The organism is Paenibacillus sp. USDA918EY (genome assembly GCF_009870825.1).
In the GTDB taxonomy this organism is placed as follows: domain Bacteria; phylum Bacillota; class Bacilli; order Paenibacillales; family Paenibacillaceae; genus Paenibacillus_AQ; species Paenibacillus_AQ albilobatus.
In genome coordinates this window covers 62,373-81,217 of record NZ_WTWY01000002.1, presented here as the reverse complement: position 1 = coordinate 81,217, position 18,845 = coordinate 62,373, and the positions used below count along the sequence as shown (strand labels likewise).

The following is an 18,845-nucleotide window of genomic DNA, read 5'->3' as shown; positions in this document are numbered from 1 at the left end:
AGATATATATCAAGGGGGAGCGACATGAAGGCTTATACGAAAAAAGCATTGACGCTGGCTTCCAGCCTCGTGCTGGTCAGCGCGCTGTTCGCCGGATGTTCGGGTTCGAAGGGCGGGGAGGCTGCCGATTCGGCGCAGAATCCGCCGGCCGCATCCGGAAATGAAAACGCTTATAAAGACAAATACGATCCGCCGGTCACCATCACCACCGTATGGGGCGTGGATCCGGAGCTCAAGTTCAAAAACGGGGAATCGATCGAAAACAACGTGGCCACCAAATGGGCCAAGGATACGCTCGGCGTTGACATCAAATCGCTTTGGTCCGTGACCGACACGAACAACGCTTTTGCGACCAAGCTTCGCCTCGCGATGTCCTCAGGCCAGGAAATGCCGGACGTGGTGACGATCGGCGACGCGCAGCTGGCGCAGGACCTGATCGATTCGGGCATGTTCCGGGAGGTGGGCTCGCTGTTCGACGAATATGCGTCGGACACCTGGAAGAAAGCGATGGAACAAGATTCCAATGTATGGAATCCGTATATCCGCGACGGCAAAAAAATGGGCATCCCGGTGCTCGATTACGCGTACAACCACGACTATTTGATGTGGATTCGGAAGGACTGGCTCGACAAGCTCGGCCTGCCCGCTCCGAAAACGATCGATGAGCTGGAAAAGGTCATGGACGCTTTCAAGAACAATAACCCGGACGGCCTGAAGCCGGATGAGGTCATCCCGCTCAGCATCGGGTTCAAAACGAAGATGAATACATGGATGGGCGACCCTTCCTGGATTTTCGGCGCCTATGGCACCATTCCGCAGCAGTGGAACAAAGGCCAGGACGGCAAGCTGGAGTACGGCTCGATCAATCCGGCCATGAAGCCGGGGCTGCAAAAGCTGAACGAATGGTTCAACAAAGGGTATATTCCGAAGGAAGCCGCGCTTTGGGACGAAAACAAAACCTCGGAACCGGCGGTTGCAGGCAAGGCGGGGATGATCCCGGGGCCGTACTGGATGAGCGGCTGGCCGCTTTCCGACACGGTGAAAAACGTAAAAACGGCGGTCTGGGAGCCGATTCCTTTGCCGACCGGCCCGGACGGCAAGGCCGGGCGGCACGGTACGCTGTTTACCAACGGCGTGACGCTGATCAACAAAAACATGAAGCATCCGGAAGCGTTTTTTACGTACCAGAACTACATGTATGACAATCTCGCCGATTCCAAACCGGGCGGCGTATTCGAAAACGGCTTGTTCAAAGGCTATGACTACGATTTCGACGCGAGCGGAAAACCGCTGCGGTACGACCAAATTCCGGGCGGTTACGTCAACAGCCTGCGCTATCTGCTCGTGCGGGACGGCGCGCGGATTCCGGACGCCCAGATGAAGGCGCTCCTGAATTTGGCGGACGGCAAGGAAGCGGCAACCCGCCTGGAAAAAGAAGTGAAGCTCAACTACGGCCTCGAAACGCCGGCGGCGGCCAAGGTGCTGATGTCCCAGGAAGGCATCGCCTATCCGAACATGTACACCGGCCCGACGACGGCGACGATGAAATCCAAGCTGGATTACCTCAACAAAATCGAAAACCAGACCTTTAACGAAATCATCTACGGCAAGCAGGGCGTGGATGCGTTCGACAAGTTCGTCGAGACGTGGAAAGCCTCGGGCGGAGATCAAATGACGAATGAAGTGAACGACTGGTATTCCAAGCTGGGCAAATAAGTCGGCGAAGGCAAACGAACGGCATGCGGAAGCATGCCGTTTTTCTTGTGTTTGGCGGAGATTCGTCCGGCTTGCGGATCCACGTTCGGCCGTCAAGGCAGGTGTTCCGCAACTGGTTGCAATAGTGCCATTTATGTTGGTTTTATGGGCTACAGACGGCTTCGGCCCCCTTGCTATAATGTCGGTACCTAGAAGAAGAAAGAGCAATCATGAGGGGGAAAACGCGCATGAACCGTTTGAAAAAAACCTGGCCGCTGCACGCGATGGTGCTGCCGGCGCTGGTGTTTCTCATTATTTTCAGCTATGTGCCGATGGCGGGGATCGTCATGGCCTTTCAAAATTTCAAGCCTTGGCTCGGCTTCGCCCATTCCGAGTGGGTCGGGCTGGACAACTTCCGGGCCTTGTTCGCGAGGCAGGACAGCATCGAGGTTATTTGGAACACGCTGATCATTTCAGCGTTCAAAATCGTCCTGAATCTGGTGGCGCCGTTTACGTTCGCGCTGCTGCTCAACGAGGTGAGAAGGGCGTTTTTCAAACGTTTCGTTCAGACGCTCGTCTATTTGCCGCATTTTCTGTCCTGGGTTATCCTCGGCGGCATTTTGCTGGACTTCCTGTCCACGGACGGCGGCTTCCTGAACCGGATTTTAAGCTCCTGGTTCGGCATTCAGCCGATCTTTTTCCTCGGCGACAACAACTGGTTCCGCTTTACCGTGATCGTTTCGGACGTTTGGAAGGAATTCGGCTTCGGGACGATCGTTTTTCTGGCGGCGCTGTCGAACGTCAACCCGTCCCTCTATGAGGCTGCCGAAGTGGACGGCGCGTCCCGCTGGAAGCAGACGCTGCACATCACCATCCCGTCGATGCTGCCGATCGCGGTCGTTGTCGGCACGCTGGCCCTCGGCAACATTTTGAACGCGGGCTTCGACCAGATTTTCAACCTGTACAACCCGCTCGTATACCAAAAAGGGGACATCATCGATACCTTCGTGTACCGCACGGCGATTTTGAACGGGGAGATGGGGCTCGGAACGGCGATCGGATTGTTCAAGTCCGCCATTTCGATGGTGCTGATCCTTATCTCGTACCGATTGGCGTATAAGCTGGCGAACTACCGGATTTTCTAAGAGGGGGACATAAAAAGGATGTATCATAAAACCGCATCATACCGCTTGTTTACGATTTTCAACACGATCCTGCTGCTGTTCCTGTCGCTCGCGTGCATCATTCCGCTGCTGCATGTGCTGGCGGTTTCGTTCAGCGCCAAGTCGGCGGCGGACGCCAACCTGGTCGGCCTCTGGCCGGTTCAATTTTCGACCGAAGCCTATAAAAAAACGATCGACAATCCGATCTTTTTGCATTCCATCTGGGTATCCGTCAAGCGGACGGTCATCGGGACCGGCTTGACGCTGCTGCTTGCTTTCCTGGCGGCGTATCCGCTGTCCAAGGAATCGCGCGTGTTTAAGGCGAGAACCGCGTATTCGTGGATCTTCGTGTTCACGATGATTTTCAGCGGGGGGCTGGTGCCTTTTTATATCGTCATCCAAAAGCTTCATCTGATCGATTCCTTCTGGGTGCTGGTGCTGCCGGGAGCCGTCAACGTCTATCTGACGATTCTGCTGCTGAATTTTTTCCGGGGCATCCCGAAGGAGCTGGAGGAGGCCGCTTTTATCGACGGGGCCGGACATTTTCGCACGCTTTTTTCGATTTACCTTCCGGTTTCGCTTCCGTCCATCGCGACGCTCGCCTTGTTCAGCATGGTGTTCCATTGGAATTCCTGGTTCGACGGGCTGCTGTACCTGAACAATTCCAAGTCGTTTCCGCTGGCCACCTTCCTGCAGACGGTCATAGTCCAGAAGGACATGAGCTCGATGAGCATCGACCCGAAGGAAGCGGCGCTGCTGTCGCAAAAAACGGTCAACGCCGCCCAAATTTTCATCGGTGCGCTGCCGGTGCTGCTCGTTTATCCGTTTCTGCAGAAATATTTCGTCAAGGGCCTGGTTTTGGGCTCGGTTAAAGAATAAGGGGGGCCGGGCATGGAGCCGAAGTGGATCAAGGGCATGGACGTGTCCTTTCTCGACGAAATCGAGCAGGGAGGGGGCGTGTTCCATGACGGAGACGAAAGCGCGGATGCGCTGCGCGTCCTCCGAAATGGCGGCGTTCATTCGATCCGGCTGCGGATCTGGAACGACCCGCCCGGAGAATATTGCAATCTGGAACGGACCCTTTTGATGGCCAAAAGAGTCAAGGCGCTCGGAATGCATCTTTTGCTCGACTTCCATTATTCGGACCGCTGGGCCGACCCGGCGAACCAATGGAAACCTGCAGCATGGTCGGATCTGCAAGGCAGCGGCCTGGAGCAGGTGGTTTACGACTACACGTACGAGGTGCTCGCGGTACTCCGCGCGGGGGGCGCGCTGCCTGACATGGTGCAGATCGGGAATGAAATCACGAACGGCATGTTATGGCCGGACGGCAGGATCGAAACCGGGGAGGATCCTGGCGCGGCCGATGGACAGTGGACCCGACTTTGCGGCTTGTTAAAAGCCGGCGTAGCTGCCGTCCGGGATACGAACGAGTCCGTCCGGGTCATGCTGCATATCGACCGGGGCGGCGATCCGAAAGGAAGCCGGTCGTTTTTTGACCGGATCGAAGCGGCGGGGATTGACTACGACATCATCGGTTTGTCTTATTACCCGTGGTGGCATGGCCCTTTGGAACAGCTAAGCCGCAATCTGGACGAGCTGTCGGCGCGGTACGGCCGGGATCTGATTGTCGTGGAAACGGCCTATCCGTGGACCTTTTGCGCCAAGGAGGGATTTCCGCTCATCGTAGAGAATGATGAGGCATTGCCCGCCGCGTATCCGGCCACGCCGGAGGGGCAGGCGGCGTACATGAAGGAGTTCGCGGACGTGATTCGCCGGACGAAGGGCGGCCGCGGGATCGGGTTTTATTATTGGGAGCCGTGCTGGATCCCGTCGCAGAGGGAGTGGTCGGTCGGCCACGCGAATAATTGGAGCAATCTCACGTTGTTCGATCACGACGGTTATCCGCTGCCCGCGTTGTACATTCCATAACAGAAAAGAGGTATTTATTCATGATAAAATCCTATCCGCCCATCAGCCCGAAAATTGCCGGGTTTATGCACGGGGCCGACTATAATCCGGACCAATGGCAGCATGCCCCGGAAGTGCTTGAGGAAGATATCCGGCTGATGAAGCTGGCGAAATGCAACGTGATGGCCGTCGGCATTTTTGCCTGGGCCGCTCTGGAACCCGAAGAGGGGACGTTTACGTTCGAATGGCTGGACCGGGTGCTGGACCGGTTTGCCGAGAACGGAATCTACGCGTGGCTTGCAACGCCAAGCGGTGCAAGGCCGGCGTGGATGTCGCAGCGGTATCCCGAGGTGCTGCGCGTTTCCGAGAACGGCGTGCGCAATTTGCATGGAGGACGGCATAACCACTGCTACACTTCGCCGGTCTACCGGGAGAAAACCCGCATCATCAACACGAAGCTGGCGGAGCGGTACGCCAACCATCCGGCCGTGGTCGGTTGGCATATCTCTAACGAATACGGCGGAGAATGCCACTGCGATTATTGCCAGGATGCGTTCCGCGAATGGCTGAAGAAGCGCTACGGCACGCTTGAAGCGTTGAACCGCGCCTGGTGGACGGCGTTCTGGAGCCATACGTACACGGACTGGTCCCAAATCGAATCTCCCGCTCCGCACGGGGAGAAGATGGTTCACGGGCATAATTTGGACTGGAGACGGTTCGTGACGGATCAAACGGCGGATTTTTGCAGGGCCGAAATCGCCCCGCTCAAGGCGATCCGTCCGGATTTGCCGGTTACGACCAACATGATGGACTGGTTCGAGGGCCTGGATTACCGCAAGTTTGCCGACATGCTGGACGTCATCTCCTGGGACGCATACCCGACTTGGCATGATACGCAGGAGCCGGGCAAACTTGCCGCCTGGTTCTCGTTCAACCATGATCTTTTCCGTTCGTTGAAGGGCGGGCGGCCGTTTATGCTGATGGAAAGCACGCCGAGCCTGACGAACTGGCAGCCGGTCAGCAAGCTGAAACGGCCGGGCATGCACCTGTTGTCGTCGCTGCAGGCGGTGGCGCACGGTTCGGATACCGTGCAGTATTTCCAGTGGCGGAAAAGCCGCGGTTCGAGCGAGAAATTTCACGGAGCGGTCGTGGACCATGTCGGTCACGAGCATACGCGCGTATTTCAGGACGTGGCCGGGCTGGGCGGATTGCTGGAAACGATCGCCGAGGTGACCGGCTCCGGCGTTCCGGCGGAGACAGCCATCATCGCCGACTGGGACAACCGCTGGGCCGTGAAGGACGCGCAAGGGCCGCTGAACCGGGGCGTCGACTACGAAAACACGGTGATGCAGCACTACCGGGCGTTGTGGAATATGGGCATACCGGTGGACGTCATCGGCTCCGAAGACGATTTTTCCAGGTATAAACTGATCGTGGCACCGATGATGTATTTGTGCACGGAGAAGGCCGGCGCCGCCCTTGAGGCGTTTGTCGCCGGGGGAGGCACGCTTGTCGCGACGTATTGGTCCGGGATCGTCGATGAAAGCGACCTGTGCCACTTGGGCGGATTCCCGGGACCGCTGCGGAAAGTGCTCGGCATCTGGTCCGAGGAAATCGACGGCTTGCATGAAAGCGAGCGGAACGCGATGGTGTGCCTGACAGGCAATGCCTTAGGGCTGAACGGATCGTACGAGCTGTACGACCTGTGCGATTTGATCCATCCGGAAGGGGCCCAGGTGCTTGCTGAATACGGCGCCGATTTTTATGCGGGCCGTCCGGCCTTGACGGTTCATGCGTACGGGGAAGGCAAAGCGTATTATTTGGCATCCCGGGCGAAGGAACCGTTTTATGCCGACTTTTATGCCCGGTTGATCCGGGAAGCGGGAATCCGCAAGGCGATCGAGACCGAGCTTCCCGAAGGGGTCACGGCGCAGCTGAGATCGGACGGCAGCACGGACTACGTGTTCGTTCTGAACTTTAGCGGCCGGAAGGTGCAGGTCAATCTGGACTCGGAGGCATATACCGACGTTCTGAGCGGAGACGCCGTGCAAGGCGGAATCGAGCTGGACGTTCACGGCGTCCGGATATTGAAAAGGAAGACGGGAAATTTGCTTTAAGGATGAAAGGCGGGGCCGTCCATGGCTCCGCTTTTTGCATGCCCGATGGGGATGCGGCAGCCTGGCATAAGCCGGCGGCGAATACGCCGTCAAAGTTTTCGTTTATGGCGCCACTCGTTCGAACGAACCCGAAATACGGGCTGCGCCTTTTTCTTTGTTGAGGCTGAGGATCAGCCACAAGCAGTGAAGAAGCAGGATCGCGAGCACGACATAATCCATTACGGAAACCGACCGGCCGTCAGGGCCGAGAAATTGGATCAGGTTATGGATGAAATGATAGAAAATCAGCGGAAGGATGTTTTTGTTCTTGACGATGAGCAGGGCTAGGGCAGCGCCCGTCAGCAGGGCGTAAACAAGCTGAACCACCGTGTCTTCGGCGCTTTGGCCCGACAGCATGTTCAGCACATGCGTGACGGAGAACAGCAGGCTTGAGGTAATGACAGCGGCGGCAATGCTTTTTTTGCGCAGCAGAATATGCAGGATCAGACCCCGGTACACCGTTTCCTCCACGAAACCGACCAGCAGGGTGAAAAAGACGAAAAACAGAGCCTCGCGGACCGAAACGGTTCTAAACCCGTTCAAAGCGATGCATCCCAGCACCAGGGCAAGCGGGAGGTAATAGATCCAATGTTGTCCCGGAATGGCGTTTAACGGCAGGAAGCCGTAACGACGCCAGCTTTTTTTCCATGTCAGGCCGATCAGCAGGACGATCGAAATCGGTATAAACGCGATCAGCACGGGCGCGGTGTAGCTCAGCTTCTGAACGGTGGCGTAGGCTCCGGCGGCGAACATGGCTGCAAGGAGCAGCAGTTCGATCAGGACGACGCTGAGGATGGGGCGTTTTTCCGAAAAAGGGACGTTAAGGTTGACCGGTTTGACCGTTGTTTTCATGGCTCGATTCCTCTCCTTTAAGCAATTCATCCACGTAATCTTTTAACATAAGAAAAAAATGCCTTCCGTACGACAGCACCGAAACCCTGAAGTAATGCTTCTGCGGGTCGGGAATTTCCGCAAGCTCCCCGGCCACGATCTCTTCGACGGCCTGCAAGCGGCCGATCTCCCGGTTCAAATTGTAACGGCATTCATGGAGGCGGAGCCTGCGGGTTTCATCGTCCAAATAATCATAGAAAAAGACTCTCAGCAAAAATTCGTTCCGGTCCAGCGTGAGCGGCTCTTTGAGCCATTGCATGAAGCGGATGCGTCCCTCGGGAAGAATGGAATATATCTTTTTGTTTTTGCTGCTGCCTTCTTCTTCCGTGACGGAAACCCATTCTTTTTCGGTCATGCGCTTCAACGCCGGATACAGGCTGCCGTAGCTTGCTTTGTAAAACATGCCTACGGACAGGTCGATGGTTTTCTTCATTTCATACCCGCTCATGTCTCCCTCCATCAATAATCCCAAAATAATGTATTCGATCAATGCCGTTCACCTCTAATGTATCAATTCGATGTATCGATTTGATATAAATATAACGGAGGAGCAATCGCATCGTCAAGGAATTTTCACAAAAATTTCCGGACCCGTTCCGTTGGAAATATGGTCTGCACGGACTCGCATCGCGGGAGGTCTCCTGCTACAATAGGACTTGTATGTCACGGAAGGAAGGTGTGGTCCATTGATTCACGGAATCGGGCATGACGTGCTGGAAATCAAGCGGCTTGCTCTTCTGTTAAGCGGACAGCTCGGATTCAGGTTCATGGAACGGGTGCTGACGGAAAAGGAACGGGAGGAAGCCAGAAAAAGAGGCGGGAAGCTCACGGAGTTCGTCGCCGGGCGTTTTGCCGCCAAAGAGGCGATTTCCAAAGCCTTCGGCTGCGGCATCGGCAGTAAAATCGGCTTTGGCGACATCGAAATTTTGCCGGATTCCAGCGGGAAACCCGTGGCTGCTCTGAGCCGGGGAGCATGGGAACGCCTGAATCTTCCGGGCGAACCGGAGTATACGATCCATTTGACCATATCCCACCAAACCGAGCTGGCTTCGGCGTTTGCGGTGGTCGAAAAAAGATTGTAAAGCATGAGGGAGAAGAAAGCGGAAGGATTTGAAGCGGCTGTATGAACGAATCGGAACGGAAAAGTTTTTTCAGCGGGCATCTGCTGGAATGGTACATGGAAAATAAACGGGATTTGCCGTGGCGCCGCCACCGGGATCCTTATTATATTTGGGTATCGGAAATCATGCTGCAGCAGACGCGCGTTGATACGGTGATCCCTTATTTCAACAGGTTTATCGAAAGGTTTCCGACCGTCGAGGCTTTGGCGGACGCACCGGAGCAGGACGTGCTGAAATGCTGGGAGGGCCTTGGGTATTATTCGCGCGCACGAAACCTTCAGGCGGCGGCCAAGCAGGTAAAAGACCTGCACGGCGGACGGGTGCCGGATGACAGGGCGGCGGTGTTTGCGCTTAAAGGCGTCGGCCCGTATACGGCGGGGGCGATCCTCAGCATCGCCTTCAACAAGCCGGAGCCGGCGGTGGACGGCAACGTGATGCGTGTGTTGTCGCGTTATTTTTTGATTGAAGAAGACATTATGAAAGCTGGCACGAGGTCGCTGATGGAAGGGCTGGTTACCGAATTGATCCCCGAGGGACGGGCTTCGGATTTCAACCAGGCGCTGATGGAGCTTGGCGCGCTCGTATGTACGCCGAAATCGCCGCACTGCCTGACTTGTCCGGTCATGGAGCATTGCGCCGCCCGGATCGAGGGAGTGGAGGAATCGCTGCCGGTGAAGACCAAAGCGAAGCCGCCGCGTCCGGAGTACCGGATGGTGGCTTTGGTCGAAGGAGCGGGGCAGCATGCGGGCAAGGTGCTGATCCGTCAGCGTCCGCAGGAAGGGTTGCTCGCCCGCATGTGGGAGCTGCCGCATGTGCAGGTTCCGCAAAGCCGCAAAGGGCGGTTGCCGGACGAGCCGGCAATGGATATTGTGGCGGACATGCTGGCGGAGGAAGGAATCTATGCACGGCCGGAAGGGTTCATGATGGATGCCGAGCATACGTTCAGCCATATTCATTGGAACCTTCAGGTGTATCGCTGCCGCGAAGAGGATTTGCTATCCGTGGCCGTGGCCGAATCCGAAGAGGCTTACGCGCCTGATGCTGATCTTGACGCTGACGCTGGCGCGCAACGCCCGCAGTACCGCTGGATCAGCGAAGAAGAGATGGAGTTGTACGCTTTTCCGAATGTGTTCCTGAGAATCCTCAGGGAGCATTTTAAGGGGAAGCGGCCTTAAAGCGAATTGTGGAAGTGCGGAGTTTAATCATACCGAAAAAATAAGGTTGCATCGCATTGCACACAACAACAAGCACTGCCGAATTGTCGGCAGTGCTTGTTCGTTGCTTGGCGGCGTCCTACTCTCCCGGGACCTTTCGGCACAAGTACCATTGGCACTGGAGAGCTTAACAGTCGTGTTCGGGATGGTACGCGCGGAACCCCTCCGCCATCACTACCAAGCAAGCGTCTTGCCGGCTGCAGCTTTTATTGTTTTGAACTATCGTATCCCGGTAGTTTCCTGCTGCCTTTTTTAGCCTTACATTATTCGTTATTTTCAGGGTAGTTTAATCCGCTATCGCCTACCAGACCCTCGTATGAACCCGTATCTGTTCAGCCAACCGCTCGAGCTCGGCCCTCGCCGCAGGTGAGGGGCCGTCGAGCTGTGCGGCCGTCGGGCTCCGCAGGAAACGCCGCAGCATGGCCAATAGCAGCCCTTCCGGCAGAGTCTGCAACGCAACGAACCCGCGAGGAACGAGCGGCGTTGGCAATGCGGTCAAATTCTGCCGCATGAGGCGGATCATGCCGCGGATCGTGTCCGGATCGTTGGCCAGTGCTACCGGGCCGCCCGCCGCGTTCACCGCCTGCAAGATTGGCACCTCGAACGCGGCGTGCGTCTTGAGCCAGGCATCCATCTGCGGCTCGGCCTTGGCGTTGATCCCGGCGGCGCGGAACTCCCGCACGATCCGTTTCAGTCGCGGGGTGGCACGGCCGTCGGGTTCGCCGATCGGGGTCGGGAACAGGCGGGTTATGATGTTGGTCGCGCGGTAGCGGACCACGTCGCCGTCCATCGTGCCGGCTGCGGTGGGGAAGCCGAGCAGCACTCGCTCGTGACCAATCACCGCGCCCAGCGGTTCCGCGCCGGCCGCCCAGTTGAGCATGAACAGCACGTCGCCTTCGACGTCAGTGAGCGTCTCCAGCACCGCTTCCACCTGATGGGTACGGACGAAGACGGCGATCAGGTCGTACCTGCCGGTAGGGTGCTCGACCACTGGCACCGGTACCCGCCTTATTGCCGGGCTGCCTCCCTCGGCCAGTTGCACGCCGTGCCGGCGCAGAGCGTTCAGTCGCTCGCCCCGGGCGAGAAGGGAGACGTCGTGCCCGGCCTCATGCATGCGGGTGGAAAACAGGCTGCCTAGAACCCCGGCGCCGTACACTAGCAGTTTCATATGACTACCCTCTTTCGTACGTTCGTTTCAGTCACACGTTCGATTGATTCAAACGCATTGGAAAATGCAGCCACAAGTTTGACCGTGGTAGCATCTATTTTTTTCAAATAGCTTTTAAGGGGACGATCGAAATCATACTGATAGGTGTCACCGCAGTTAAACAAAACGTCAACCCGCCCTATGAACGGATACTTGACGGCTATTTTCATTCTTATCCTCCTTACATTTTGACTATTAGACAACGTGTTGTATGATAAATAATACGAATTTGTTTTAAATTCAACAACCAACAAATGTATTTGATTTGTCGGATCATAAGTTGCTGGAAAGGGGCAGGAGATGAGAAAGCAGCCTGAAATAACGGAAAAAACAAAGCAATCATTTATCAGTGTTTTTTGCGAACTTTATTGCCAAAAACCGATCGAGAAAATCACGGTACAGGAAATCGCAAACAAGTCCGGATATAACCGAAGTACCTTTTATCAGTATTTTTCCGATGTTTACGATTTACTTCGCTTCGTCGAAAACGATATATTGGATTTTATCCGGGAGAAATTGATAAACACAGAGCAAGTTGACACAAAACCACGGGATTTACTTTTACTTTTTGAGGAAAAAGGGGCATATCTAAATGCTTTATTAGGTGATTACGGTAATATCCGCTTTATAGAAAAGTTGAAAGGCGAATTTTTTTCTGATGAACAGAAATATTGTTTCCCTAAAGATAGTTTAGTGACGCCCTATTTATTAGAGTTTCACCTATCAACTTCATTTTCACTGCTTCGTCTTTGGCAGCGCAGGCAAAAAGATTTGCCCCCAGATGAACTAATTGGTTTGATAGATAAGCTATTTACTTCGGGAATATCGTCTGTTGTAAAGAACAGTTAGCATGCTTGCTTTTTGCTTTTTTTGGAAGAGTTCACCCCACTGCCATTGAGATGCTGATTGAATGATGCAATATGGCTGCCCGGGAATTCCGCGGTCTCGTCGTCAGTATTTCGCAAAAAATGGACCGGAACCCGGTATGGGTCTTGAGAGGCGTGTTTCCAAATGATTTTGCCGCAGCAATAAAAAAAGCGGTTCAAGCTTATGCTTGAACCGCTTCTCTAGGGATCAGGCGGCAACGGAACGGCCCGTCACCTCGTAACCCTTATTATTTTTTGGCAGCGTCGTAACGTTTGCCGACTTCGTCCCAGTTTACAACGTTCCAGAATGCAGCGATGTAGTCAGGGCGTTTGTTTTGGTATTTCAGGTAGTAAGCATGCTCCCAAACGTCCAGGCCGAGAACCGGAGTTTGGCCTTCCATGATCGGGTTGTCTTGGTTCGGCGTGCTTGTGATGGCAAGTTTGCCGTCTTTGCCTACAACGAGCCAAGCCCAGCCGCTGCCGAAACGGCCTGCAGCCGCTTTGGCGAAGTCTTCTTTGAATTTATCGAATCCGCCCAGCTCGCTGTCGATCGCTTGAGCCAAAGCGCCGGTCGGAGCGCCGCCGCCGTTTGGTCCGATGATTTCCCAGAACATGCTGTGGTTGGCATGGCCGCCGCCGTTGTTGCGGACTGCGGTGCGGATGCTTTCAGGCACGCTGTCCAGGTTCGTCAAAAGCTCTTCAAGGCTTTTATTTTGCAGTTCAGGAGCATTTTCCAAAGCTGCATTCAAGTTCGTTACGTAAGTATTATGGTGACGGTCGTGGTGGATCTCCATCGTTTGTGCGTCGATATGAGGCTCGAGCGCATTGTTAGGGTAAGGAAGTGCAGGTAATTGAAATGCCATGATAAAATACCTCCTGTAATGTGGTTTCTTTTTATCAAGGAATCAATGAAATTGATCCTCTTCATAAAGGAAGCTTTCGCCGCTTCGGCAAAGACATCCTTTATTGACCGGTTTCAAACAGTAATGCTTCCAAGTACAATTAAACCGTATTTTTTCAATTAAATCAACATTTATGTTTAAAAAGTCGCTTCTAGCACAGGATCAGGTCGAAAGGCCTATAACCCATATTATCCATTTCCCAATTATGGTATTTTTATGCGCTGAAATTAACAGTATATGGATATTTAAACTTATATTTCATTGCAAACGCTTGCTATAAAGCGCTTTCAAAAGAAAAAGCGTGTTTTTTAAAGAAAACTATGATTTAATGAATGATAAAGAAGGAATTTAACGTTTTTTGTCGTAATTATATTCTGGATTATAAAGAGGAGCTTGATCTTCCGAGGATCCAAACAAGCTGACGAAAAAGGGAGATTTAATCATGCATGTTCGTTCCTTTCAGTTAAGTGATTGTACCAACGTGACCGAATTAATGAAGATTGCCTTGTCCGAGGAATGTTACCGGAATACGATGGGGCCGTTCTCCAGGCAGCTGTCCTGGGATTCGGAGCTGATTTTGGTCGCAGAGGAAGACGATGAAATCGTGGGTGCGCTGATCGGCACGATCGAGCATAACCACGGCTGCTATTACCGCATTGCCATTCACCCCGATTACCGCCGCCAAGGCGTGGGCAAAGCGCTCGTATCCGCCATGGAGCAGCGTTTCCAGAACCGGAAGGTAAGCCGGATTTGGATTGCAGGCGACGAGCACAACAAAGCGGCGATGCCCCTTTACGAAGCGATGGGTTACGGTGCCAACAAAGTTTGGGAAGCTATCCAGAAGCTTAGCATCATTAGCCCGCAGCACTAATTTTCGTTTTAATCCATTATAAAATCGATGCCGGTCTCGATCAACCGGACATGCCCCGAACACAGAAACAGTAAAAACAGCAAATTCATTATTGTTGTCAACAAACAATATTTTCTATATTGAGCATATCTTGGCTGCCGTTGCAAAACCGCGCAAGATATGCTTTTCTGTATATAAGGGGAATTTGTCTAAAAATGAGGTGTAGCATGAATCAAGTTCGACTGCAAGAGCACGGACATTCCGAAAACGACGAAAAAGCAAAAACCGAAGCTGAACCGAAAAAACGCAGTTTTGCCGCCGAAGTGTGGGACTGGGCGAAAACGATCGTGATTGCCTTTGTCATCATGATGCTGCTCAATTTGTTCGTATTTAACCTGTCGATGGTCAAGGGCCAATCCATGCAGCCGACGCTGCACGAAAGGGAGCGGCTTTTTATCGATAAAATCGTGTACGATTTTAAGACGCCGAGCCGGGGCGAAATCGTGGTGCTGCATGATCCGAGCAACGGGCCGGATAGAAAAGAATATTTGGTCAAGCGTGTCATCGGCGTTCCCGGCGATACGGTGGAAGTGAAAAACCACAAGCTTTATGTCAACGGCGAGCCCCAAACGGAGCCGTATACCGAAGTCGAAATCCAGGACCCCGATTTCGGGCCGCTGAAGCTGGACAAGGATCACTACTTCGTTATGGGGGACAACCGCCACTTGGGCGCCAGCAAAGACAGCCGTTCCTTCGGCAGCGTCAGCGCCAAAGACATCGTCGGCAGGGCCGAATTCATTTTTTGGCCGGTCTCCCAAATCAGAGGTTTGTAAATCGAAAACGCCGATTGCTGGGAAAGGAGGCGCAAGCTTTTGACAACGACGAATGCATCCGCTTATGCTCCTCCGCCTTCCCGGTGGGAGCAGCTGAAGCGGGAAATCAAGGAAGCGGCGGCCGAATTCGGCATCGACGAGATCGGCTTCGCTTCCGCGGACCCTTTCGTATCATTAAAAGCCATTTTGCAAAATCACCGGGATCTTGGGTATGAGTCCGGCTTCGAGGAGCCGGATTTGGATAAACGCATCACCCCCGCATTGCCTTCCGCAGAGCCGGCCTCCCTCATTTCCATCGCCGTCGCGTATTCCTCCAAAATGCCAAACCCCCCAAAAAACGAACCCGGCAAATACCGGGGCGTCTTATCGCGCTCATCTTGGGGCAAGGATTATCATCATGTGCTGCGCGAGGCGATGGGGAAGCTGGAGGCTTTTATCCGGGAACGGGTGCCGGATGCCGTCTTGGAGAGCATGGTGGATACCGGGGCGCTGGTGGACAGGGCCGTCGCGGAGCGGGCCGGAATCGGCTTCAGCGGCAAAAACTGCTGCATTATTTCCCCGAAATGGGGCTCCTGGATTTTCCTCGGCGACATGGTGACCAACATCCCGTTTCCGCCGGATACGCCGGTAACCGAGGATTGCGGGGACTGCACCTTGTGCATCGACGCTTGCCCGACGGGGGCGCTGGTCGGTCCCGGGCAGCTGAACGCGCAGCGCTGCATCTCTTTTCTGACGCAAACGAAAGGGTTTCTGTCGGACGAGGTCATGCGGAAAATCGGCAACCGGCTGTACGGGTGCGACACATGCCAGGTCATCTGCCCGAAAAATAAAGGGAAGCATTGGACGCATCATCCGGAGCTATTGCCGGATCCGGAAAAAGACAGACCGCTGCTGCTGCCGATTTTGGATATGACCAACCGCGAGTTCAAGGAAAAATTCGGGGAAAGCGCCGCCGCCTGGCGGGGCCGGAAACCCATCCAGCGCAACGCGGTGATTGCGCTCGGCAATTACAAAGACAAATCTGCGGTGCCGAAACTCGGAGAGGTGCTGCTGAAAGATCCGCGGCCGGAACTGCGGGGAACCGCGGCCTGGTCGCTGGGACGCATAGGAGGCGAAGAGGCATTGGACATCATGAATAAAGCTTTGGCCGAAGAGCAGGACGAGAAAGTAAGGGAAATGCTCGTCGAAGCCAAAGAACAACTTCAATCGCAAACGAAAGCGGACGCAGCGGAAAACAAAAACGAAACATCGGAATTTTCGCCGGCCCTCGGCGGAGAACCGGAAACGATCTACTACGACGAAATGCAGTCGATGATCGGGCCCTTAACGTTATGCGCCACCGACAAAGGGCTGTGCCTGATCGAATTCGGCAGCTTCAGCGTGAAGGAGGCCGTGCTGCAAAAATGGTCCCGTACCTGGTGCGGCGGCGGCGAGCTGGAGCATGACGACGAGCGGCTCGAGGAGGCCAAACGCCAGCTTGGCGAATATTTCGCGGGCAAACGGCAGGCCTTCGACGTTCCGCTGGATTTGCGGGGCACGACTTTTCAGCTACAGGTTTGGGCGGCAGTTGCCGATATTCCTTATGGAGAGATCCGTTCTTACGGGGTGATCGCAGAGGCCATAGGAAGACCCAAAGCGATGAGGGCCGTCAGCGGAGCCGTGAACAAAAACCCGGTTCCGATCATCGTCCCTTGCCATCGCGTGCTTGAAAGTGACGGAAGCCTGACCGGATACAGCGGAGGGCTTGAAACGAAGCGCAAACTTTTGAGCCACGAAAACGCACTCCCCGAAAGAAACAAGCGGATCGAAGAGTAAGGCGGCAAAAAGCGCTCTTTCGCTTCCAGCCGCTTCAAAATCGGGGGAAGATTCATGAGGTATGTTAGCATAGACCATGTAGAGCCCGGGCAATTTTTGGGCAAAACGATCTATTCCGGCAACGGCACCGTGCTTTTGGGCGCAGGCGTCCAGTTGACGGTGTACATGATCAGCACGTTGAACCGGATCGGCGTCACCATGCTGTATATTCAGGATCCGATGTTCGAGGATATAGAGACCGACGACATGCTTAGCGAAGCAACGAAGCAGGGCGTGCTCCAGGTCATGAACAATGCGTTTGAAGCGATCCGTTCCGGAAAGGACTGGAATACCCAACTGATCGGGAGCAACGTGGACAACTTGTTGACGGACATCATGAACAACAAGGAATTGTTGGTTCAATTGACCGACATTCGGACAAAGGACAACAACCAATATATTCACGCCATCAATGTGTGCTTGATATCTTCCGTGATCGGCATCAACATGGGGCTCAATTATCAGCAGCTGAAGGAGCTGGCGACGGGCGCCCTGCTGCATGACATCGGAAAAACCGGGATGAGGGAGGAAGACCAGCTGGTTTCCGACCTCAAAAACCATCATACCTGGAAAGGTTTCGAAAAGCTGAAGAGCAAAAGGGAGCTCAGCCTGCTGATCGCCCATGTGGCCTTACAGCATCATGAACGGATCGACGGGTTCGGGCTGCCGCGAGGGCTAACGGGCGATGAAATTCATCTGTACGCCAAAATCGTGTCTGCGGCGGACACCTATGAGCGCCTGATCCATCCGCTAGAGCCAAAGGACAAGAAGCTTCTGCCGCACGAAGCCTGCGAAGAAATGATGGCCATGTCGGAAAAGCAGCTCGATCACGAGGTGCTTTCGCAATTTAACCGGATCGTATCCGTTTACCCCAACGGCACCGCGGTTCGCTTGTCCACCAAGGAAACGGGGGTTGTCGTGCGCCAGCATCGCGGTCTGCCCGGCCGCCCGGTGATTCGGATCGTGCAGGGCGAAGCCAGCAGGTTCGATGTCAAGGAACTGGATTTGGCGCAGGAAACGACGGTGTTTATCGAGGCGGTGTTATCTTAGAAATCCATTTGCGAGCCACCCGGGGAAATGCTATGATAGGTTCGTGTTGCTATACACGCAAAGTATTGATCTATAACTATGAGGTGGCGGAACATGCAATATGTCATTCCTGTGATTACGCTGATCGTCGGCTTGGTCGGCGGTTTTTTCATCGGCGTGTATTATTTGCGCAAGCAAATGGAGAAAATGCAGAGTGATCCACAAATGCTGCAGAAAATGGCCAAACAGATGGGGTATAATCTAAACAATCGTCAAATGCAGAAAGCGCAGCAAATGATGAAAAACAATCCGCAGTTCAGCGGCAAAAAGAAGCCTGGCGGAGGCAAACGCAAATAAGGCGGATCACGAACATCCGCAAGAGAAATAAGAGGTCATGAGAGGAGGGAAGTGCTGTGGCTGGCGTTAAAGATTACGTAAATACCCGGGTTCAGCAAAACCGCGAGCAGGTCGAGCACCATATCGCGGAAATTTTGAAACTGATCGGCGAAGACCCGCAGCGGGAGGGATTGCTTGAAACCCCTGCGCGCGTGGCTCGGATGTACGAGGAAATTTTTGCGGGATATGAAGTAGACCCGAGGGATGTCCTTGGCGTTACCTTTGATGAAAACCATGAGGAACTGGTTATCGTCAAAGATATCGTTTATTACAGCCAATGCGAGCACCATATGGCGCCGTTTTTCGGCAAGGTCCATATCGGGTACATCCCAAGCGGCAAAATCGCGGGACTGAGCAAGCTGGCCCGTCTCGTTGAAGCCGTCACGCGCCGTTTGCAGGTTCAGGAGCGCATCACGTCGCAGATCGCCGACATCATGGTCGAGGTTCTGGAGCCGCATGGCGTCATGGTCGTGGTGGAAGGCGAACATCTGTGCATGTGCGCGCGCGGCGTGAAAAAACCGGGCAGCAAAACGGTCACATCCGCGGTTCGCGGCATTTTCCGTGAGGACCCGGCGTCCAGAGCCGAGTTTCTGTCTTTGATCAAAGAATGATCGTGTAACCGAATAAGCGAAAGAGGCATCATTGAAGACCTGAATCGGATCTTCAATGATGCCTTTTTTTACATTATAGAGTTTATAAATTTCGGGGTCCCCGCAAAGTACCTGGATCAGCTTCGAAGCCAAAGCACTTTGTGGGG

General features: G+C 54.2%; 19 protein-coding genes and 1 rRNA gene. 14 read left to right on the top strand and 6 right to left on the bottom strand.

Annotated features, from left to right (window positions below):
* Window positions 1–24: 24 nt before the first annotated feature.
* The 5 genes from GQY55_RS04665 to GQY55_RS04645 all read left to right on the top strand — a co-directional run bounded on the left by GQY55_RS04665 (window position 25) and on the right by GQY55_RS04645 (window position 6,886).
* A complete protein-coding gene (locus tag GQY55_RS04665; RefSeq protein WP_160038716.1) occupies window positions 25–1,716 on the top strand; it encodes an extracellular solute-binding protein in 1,692 nt (563 codons plus the stop codon).
* Window positions 1,717–1,943: 227 nt separating this feature from the next.
* On the top strand, window positions 1,944–2,840 hold the full coding sequence (locus GQY55_RS04660; RefSeq protein ID WP_160038714.1) for an ABC transporter permease: 897 nt from the start codon (window positions 1,944–1,946) through the stop codon (window positions 2,838–2,840).
* An 18-nt stretch (window positions 2,841–2,858) separates the two neighbouring features.
* A complete protein-coding gene (locus GQY55_RS04655; protein ID WP_160038712.1) occupies window positions 2,859–3,737 on the top strand; it encodes a carbohydrate ABC transporter permease in 879 nt (292 codons plus the stop codon).
* Window positions 3,738–3,749: 12 nt separating this feature from the next.
* Window positions 3,750–4,790 (top strand): glycoside hydrolase family 53 protein, encoded by a 1,041-nt coding sequence (locus GQY55_RS04650; RefSeq protein ID WP_160038711.1) that lies wholly within the window; start codon window positions 3,750–3,752, stop codon window positions 4,788–4,790.
* Window positions 4,791–4,810: 20 nt separating this feature from the next.
* Window positions 4,811–6,886, top strand: a complete 2,076-nt coding sequence (locus GQY55_RS04645) for a beta-galactosidase (RefSeq protein WP_160038709.1) — start codon at window positions 4,811–4,813, stop codon at window positions 6,884–6,886.
* Window positions 6,887–6,988: 102 nt separating this feature from the next.
* Here GQY55_RS04645 and GQY55_RS04640 read toward each other — a convergent pair whose 3' ends face one another.
* The gene (locus GQY55_RS04640) at window positions 6,989–7,777 is read right to left on the bottom strand and encodes a CPBP family intramembrane glutamic endopeptidase (RefSeq protein ID WP_160038707.1); all 789 of its coding nucleotides are present in this window, start codon (window positions 7,775–7,777) and stop codon (window positions 6,989–6,991) included.
* Window positions 7,746–8,306, bottom strand: a complete 561-nt coding sequence (locus GQY55_RS04635) for a PadR family transcriptional regulator (RefSeq protein WP_160038705.1) — start codon at window positions 8,304–8,306, stop codon at window positions 7,746–7,748. The genes GQY55_RS04640 and GQY55_RS04635 overlap by 32 nt, the downstream gene beginning before the upstream one ends.
* 196 nt (window positions 8,307–8,502) lie before the next feature.
* On the opposite strand from GQY55_RS04635, the gene acpS reads away from it, so the two are divergent.
* Together acpS and mutY are read left to right on the top strand one after the other, a co-directional pair.
* Window positions 8,503–8,898, top strand: coding sequence for a holo-ACP synthase (acpS, locus tag GQY55_RS04630; protein ID WP_036707416.1), 396 nt, complete (start codon window positions 8,503–8,505; stop codon window positions 8,896–8,898).
* A gap of 41 nt (window positions 8,899–8,939) precedes the next feature.
* On the top strand, window positions 8,940–10,112 hold the full coding sequence (gene mutY / locus GQY55_RS04625) for an A/G-specific adenine glycosylase (RefSeq protein ID WP_160038703.1): 1,173 nt from the start codon (window positions 8,940–8,942) through the stop codon (window positions 10,110–10,112).
* Window positions 10,113–10,217: 105 nt separating this feature from the next.
* Here mutY and rrf read toward each other — a convergent pair.
* From rrf to GQY55_RS04610, 3 genes are all read right to left on the bottom strand, one after another.
* Window positions 10,218–10,333 (bottom strand): 5S ribosomal RNA (rrf, locus tag GQY55_RS04620).
* A gap of 119 nt (window positions 10,334–10,452) precedes the next feature.
* Window positions 10,453–11,319, bottom strand: coding sequence for a ketopantoate reductase family protein (locus tag GQY55_RS04615; RefSeq protein ID WP_160038701.1), 867 nt, complete (start codon window positions 11,317–11,319; stop codon window positions 10,453–10,455).
* A complete protein-coding gene (locus tag GQY55_RS04610) occupies window positions 11,316–11,528 on the bottom strand; it encodes a hypothetical protein (protein ID WP_160038699.1) in 213 nt (70 codons plus the stop codon). The genes GQY55_RS04615 and GQY55_RS04610 overlap by 4 nt, the downstream gene beginning before the upstream one ends.
* A 130-nt stretch (window positions 11,529–11,658) precedes the next feature.
* On the opposite strand from GQY55_RS04610, the gene GQY55_RS04605 reads away from it, so the two are divergent.
* Window positions 11,659–12,207: a TetR/AcrR family transcriptional regulator gene (locus GQY55_RS04605; protein WP_160038697.1), complete on the top strand. Its 549-nt coding sequence runs from the start codon at window positions 11,659–11,661 to the stop codon at window positions 12,205–12,207.
* Between the two features lie 265 nt (window positions 12,208–12,472).
* Here GQY55_RS04605 and GQY55_RS04600 read toward each other — a convergent pair whose 3' ends face one another.
* A complete protein-coding gene (locus GQY55_RS04600) occupies window positions 12,473–13,087 on the bottom strand; it encodes a superoxide dismutase (protein WP_160038695.1) in 615 nt (204 codons plus the stop codon).
* A 481-nt stretch (window positions 13,088–13,568) separates the two neighbouring features.
* On the opposite strand from GQY55_RS04600, the gene GQY55_RS04595 reads away from it, so the two are divergent.
* The 6 genes from GQY55_RS04595 (at window position 13,569) to folE (ending at window position 18,699) form a co-directional block, all read left to right on the top strand.
* Window positions 13,569–13,997, top strand: a complete 429-nt coding sequence (locus GQY55_RS04595; RefSeq protein WP_160038693.1) for a GNAT family N-acetyltransferase — start codon at window positions 13,569–13,571, stop codon at window positions 13,995–13,997.
* A gap of 206 nt (window positions 13,998–14,203) precedes the next feature.
* Window positions 14,204–14,809, top strand: coding sequence for a signal peptidase I (gene lepB / locus GQY55_RS04590; protein WP_160038691.1), 606 nt, complete (start codon window positions 14,204–14,206; stop codon window positions 14,807–14,809).
* A gap of 39 nt (window positions 14,810–14,848) precedes the next feature.
* Window positions 14,849–16,624 (top strand): tRNA epoxyqueuosine(34) reductase QueG, encoded by a 1,776-nt coding sequence (queG, locus tag GQY55_RS04585; protein WP_160038689.1) that lies wholly within the window; start codon window positions 14,849–14,851, stop codon window positions 16,622–16,624.
* 54 nt (window positions 16,625–16,678) lie between these two features.
* On the top strand, window positions 16,679–17,713 hold the full coding sequence (locus GQY55_RS04580; RefSeq protein WP_160038687.1) for an HD-GYP domain-containing protein: 1,035 nt from the start codon (window positions 16,679–16,681) through the stop codon (window positions 17,711–17,713).
* 93 nt (window positions 17,714–17,806) lie between these two features.
* Window positions 17,807–18,049 carry a YneF family protein gene (locus GQY55_RS04575; RefSeq protein ID WP_160038685.1) on the top strand — a complete coding sequence of 81 codons (243 nt, stop codon included), beginning with the start codon at window positions 17,807–17,809 and terminating at the stop codon, window positions 18,047–18,049.
* A gap of 56 nt (window positions 18,050–18,105) precedes the next feature.
* Entirely contained in the window at window positions 18,106–18,699 is a 594-nt protein-coding gene (folE, locus tag GQY55_RS04570; protein WP_160038683.1) for a GTP cyclohydrolase I FolE, read from the top strand.
* The last annotated feature ends 146 nt before the right edge of the window (window positions 18,700–18,845 follow it).

What these genes read in the sequence shown, in the direction of transcription:
- GQY55_RS04605 (WP_160038697.1), top strand. Translation starts at nt 11,659, where the DNA reads ATGAGAAAGCAGCCTGAAATAACGGAAAAAACAAAGCAATCATTTATC.
- GQY55_RS04610 (WP_160038699.1), bottom strand. Translation starts at nt 11,528, where the DNA reads ATGAAAATAGCCGTCAAGTATCCGTTCATAGGGCGGGTTGACGTTTTG.
- GQY55_RS04595 (WP_160038693.1), top strand. Translation starts at nt 13,569, where the DNA reads ATGCATGTTCGTTCCTTTCAGTTAAGTGATTGTACCAACGTGACCGAA.
- mutY (WP_160038703.1), top strand. Translation starts at nt 8,940, where the DNA reads ATGAACGAATCGGAACGGAAAAGTTTTTTCAGCGGGCATCTGCTGGAA.
- GQY55_RS04640 (WP_160038707.1), bottom strand. Translation starts at nt 7,777, where the DNA reads ATGAAAACAACGGTCAAACCGGTCAACCTTAACGTCCCTTTTTCGGAA.
- GQY55_RS04575 (WP_160038685.1), top strand. Translation starts at nt 17,807, where the DNA reads ATGCAATATGTCATTCCTGTGATTACGCTGATCGTCGGCTTGGTCGGC.
- GQY55_RS04645 (WP_160038709.1), top strand. Translation starts at nt 4,811, where the DNA reads ATGATAAAATCCTATCCGCCCATCAGCCCGAAAATTGCCGGGTTTATG.
- GQY55_RS04665 (WP_160038716.1), top strand. Translation starts at nt 25, where the DNA reads ATGAAGGCTTATACGAAAAAAGCATTGACGCTGGCTTCCAGCCTCGTG.
- lepB (WP_160038691.1), top strand. Translation starts at nt 14,204, where the DNA reads ATGAATCAAGTTCGACTGCAAGAGCACGGACATTCCGAAAACGACGAA.
- GQY55_RS04600 (WP_160038695.1), bottom strand. Translation starts at nt 13,087, where the DNA reads ATGGCATTTCAATTACCTGCACTTCCTTACCCTAACAATGCGCTCGAG.
- GQY55_RS04655 (WP_160038712.1), top strand. Translation starts at nt 2,859, where the DNA reads ATGTATCATAAAACCGCATCATACCGCTTGTTTACGATTTTCAACACG.
- GQY55_RS04650 (WP_160038711.1), top strand. Translation starts at nt 3,750, where the DNA reads ATGGAGCCGAAGTGGATCAAGGGCATGGACGTGTCCTTTCTCGACGAA.
- GQY55_RS04615 (WP_160038701.1), bottom strand. Translation starts at nt 11,319, where the DNA reads ATGAAACTGCTAGTGTACGGCGCCGGGGTTCTAGGCAGCCTGTTTTCC.
- GQY55_RS04580 (WP_160038687.1), top strand. Translation starts at nt 16,679, where the DNA reads ATGAGGTATGTTAGCATAGACCATGTAGAGCCCGGGCAATTTTTGGGC.
- GQY55_RS04660 (WP_160038714.1), top strand. Translation starts at nt 1,944, where the DNA reads ATGAACCGTTTGAAAAAAACCTGGCCGCTGCACGCGATGGTGCTGCCG.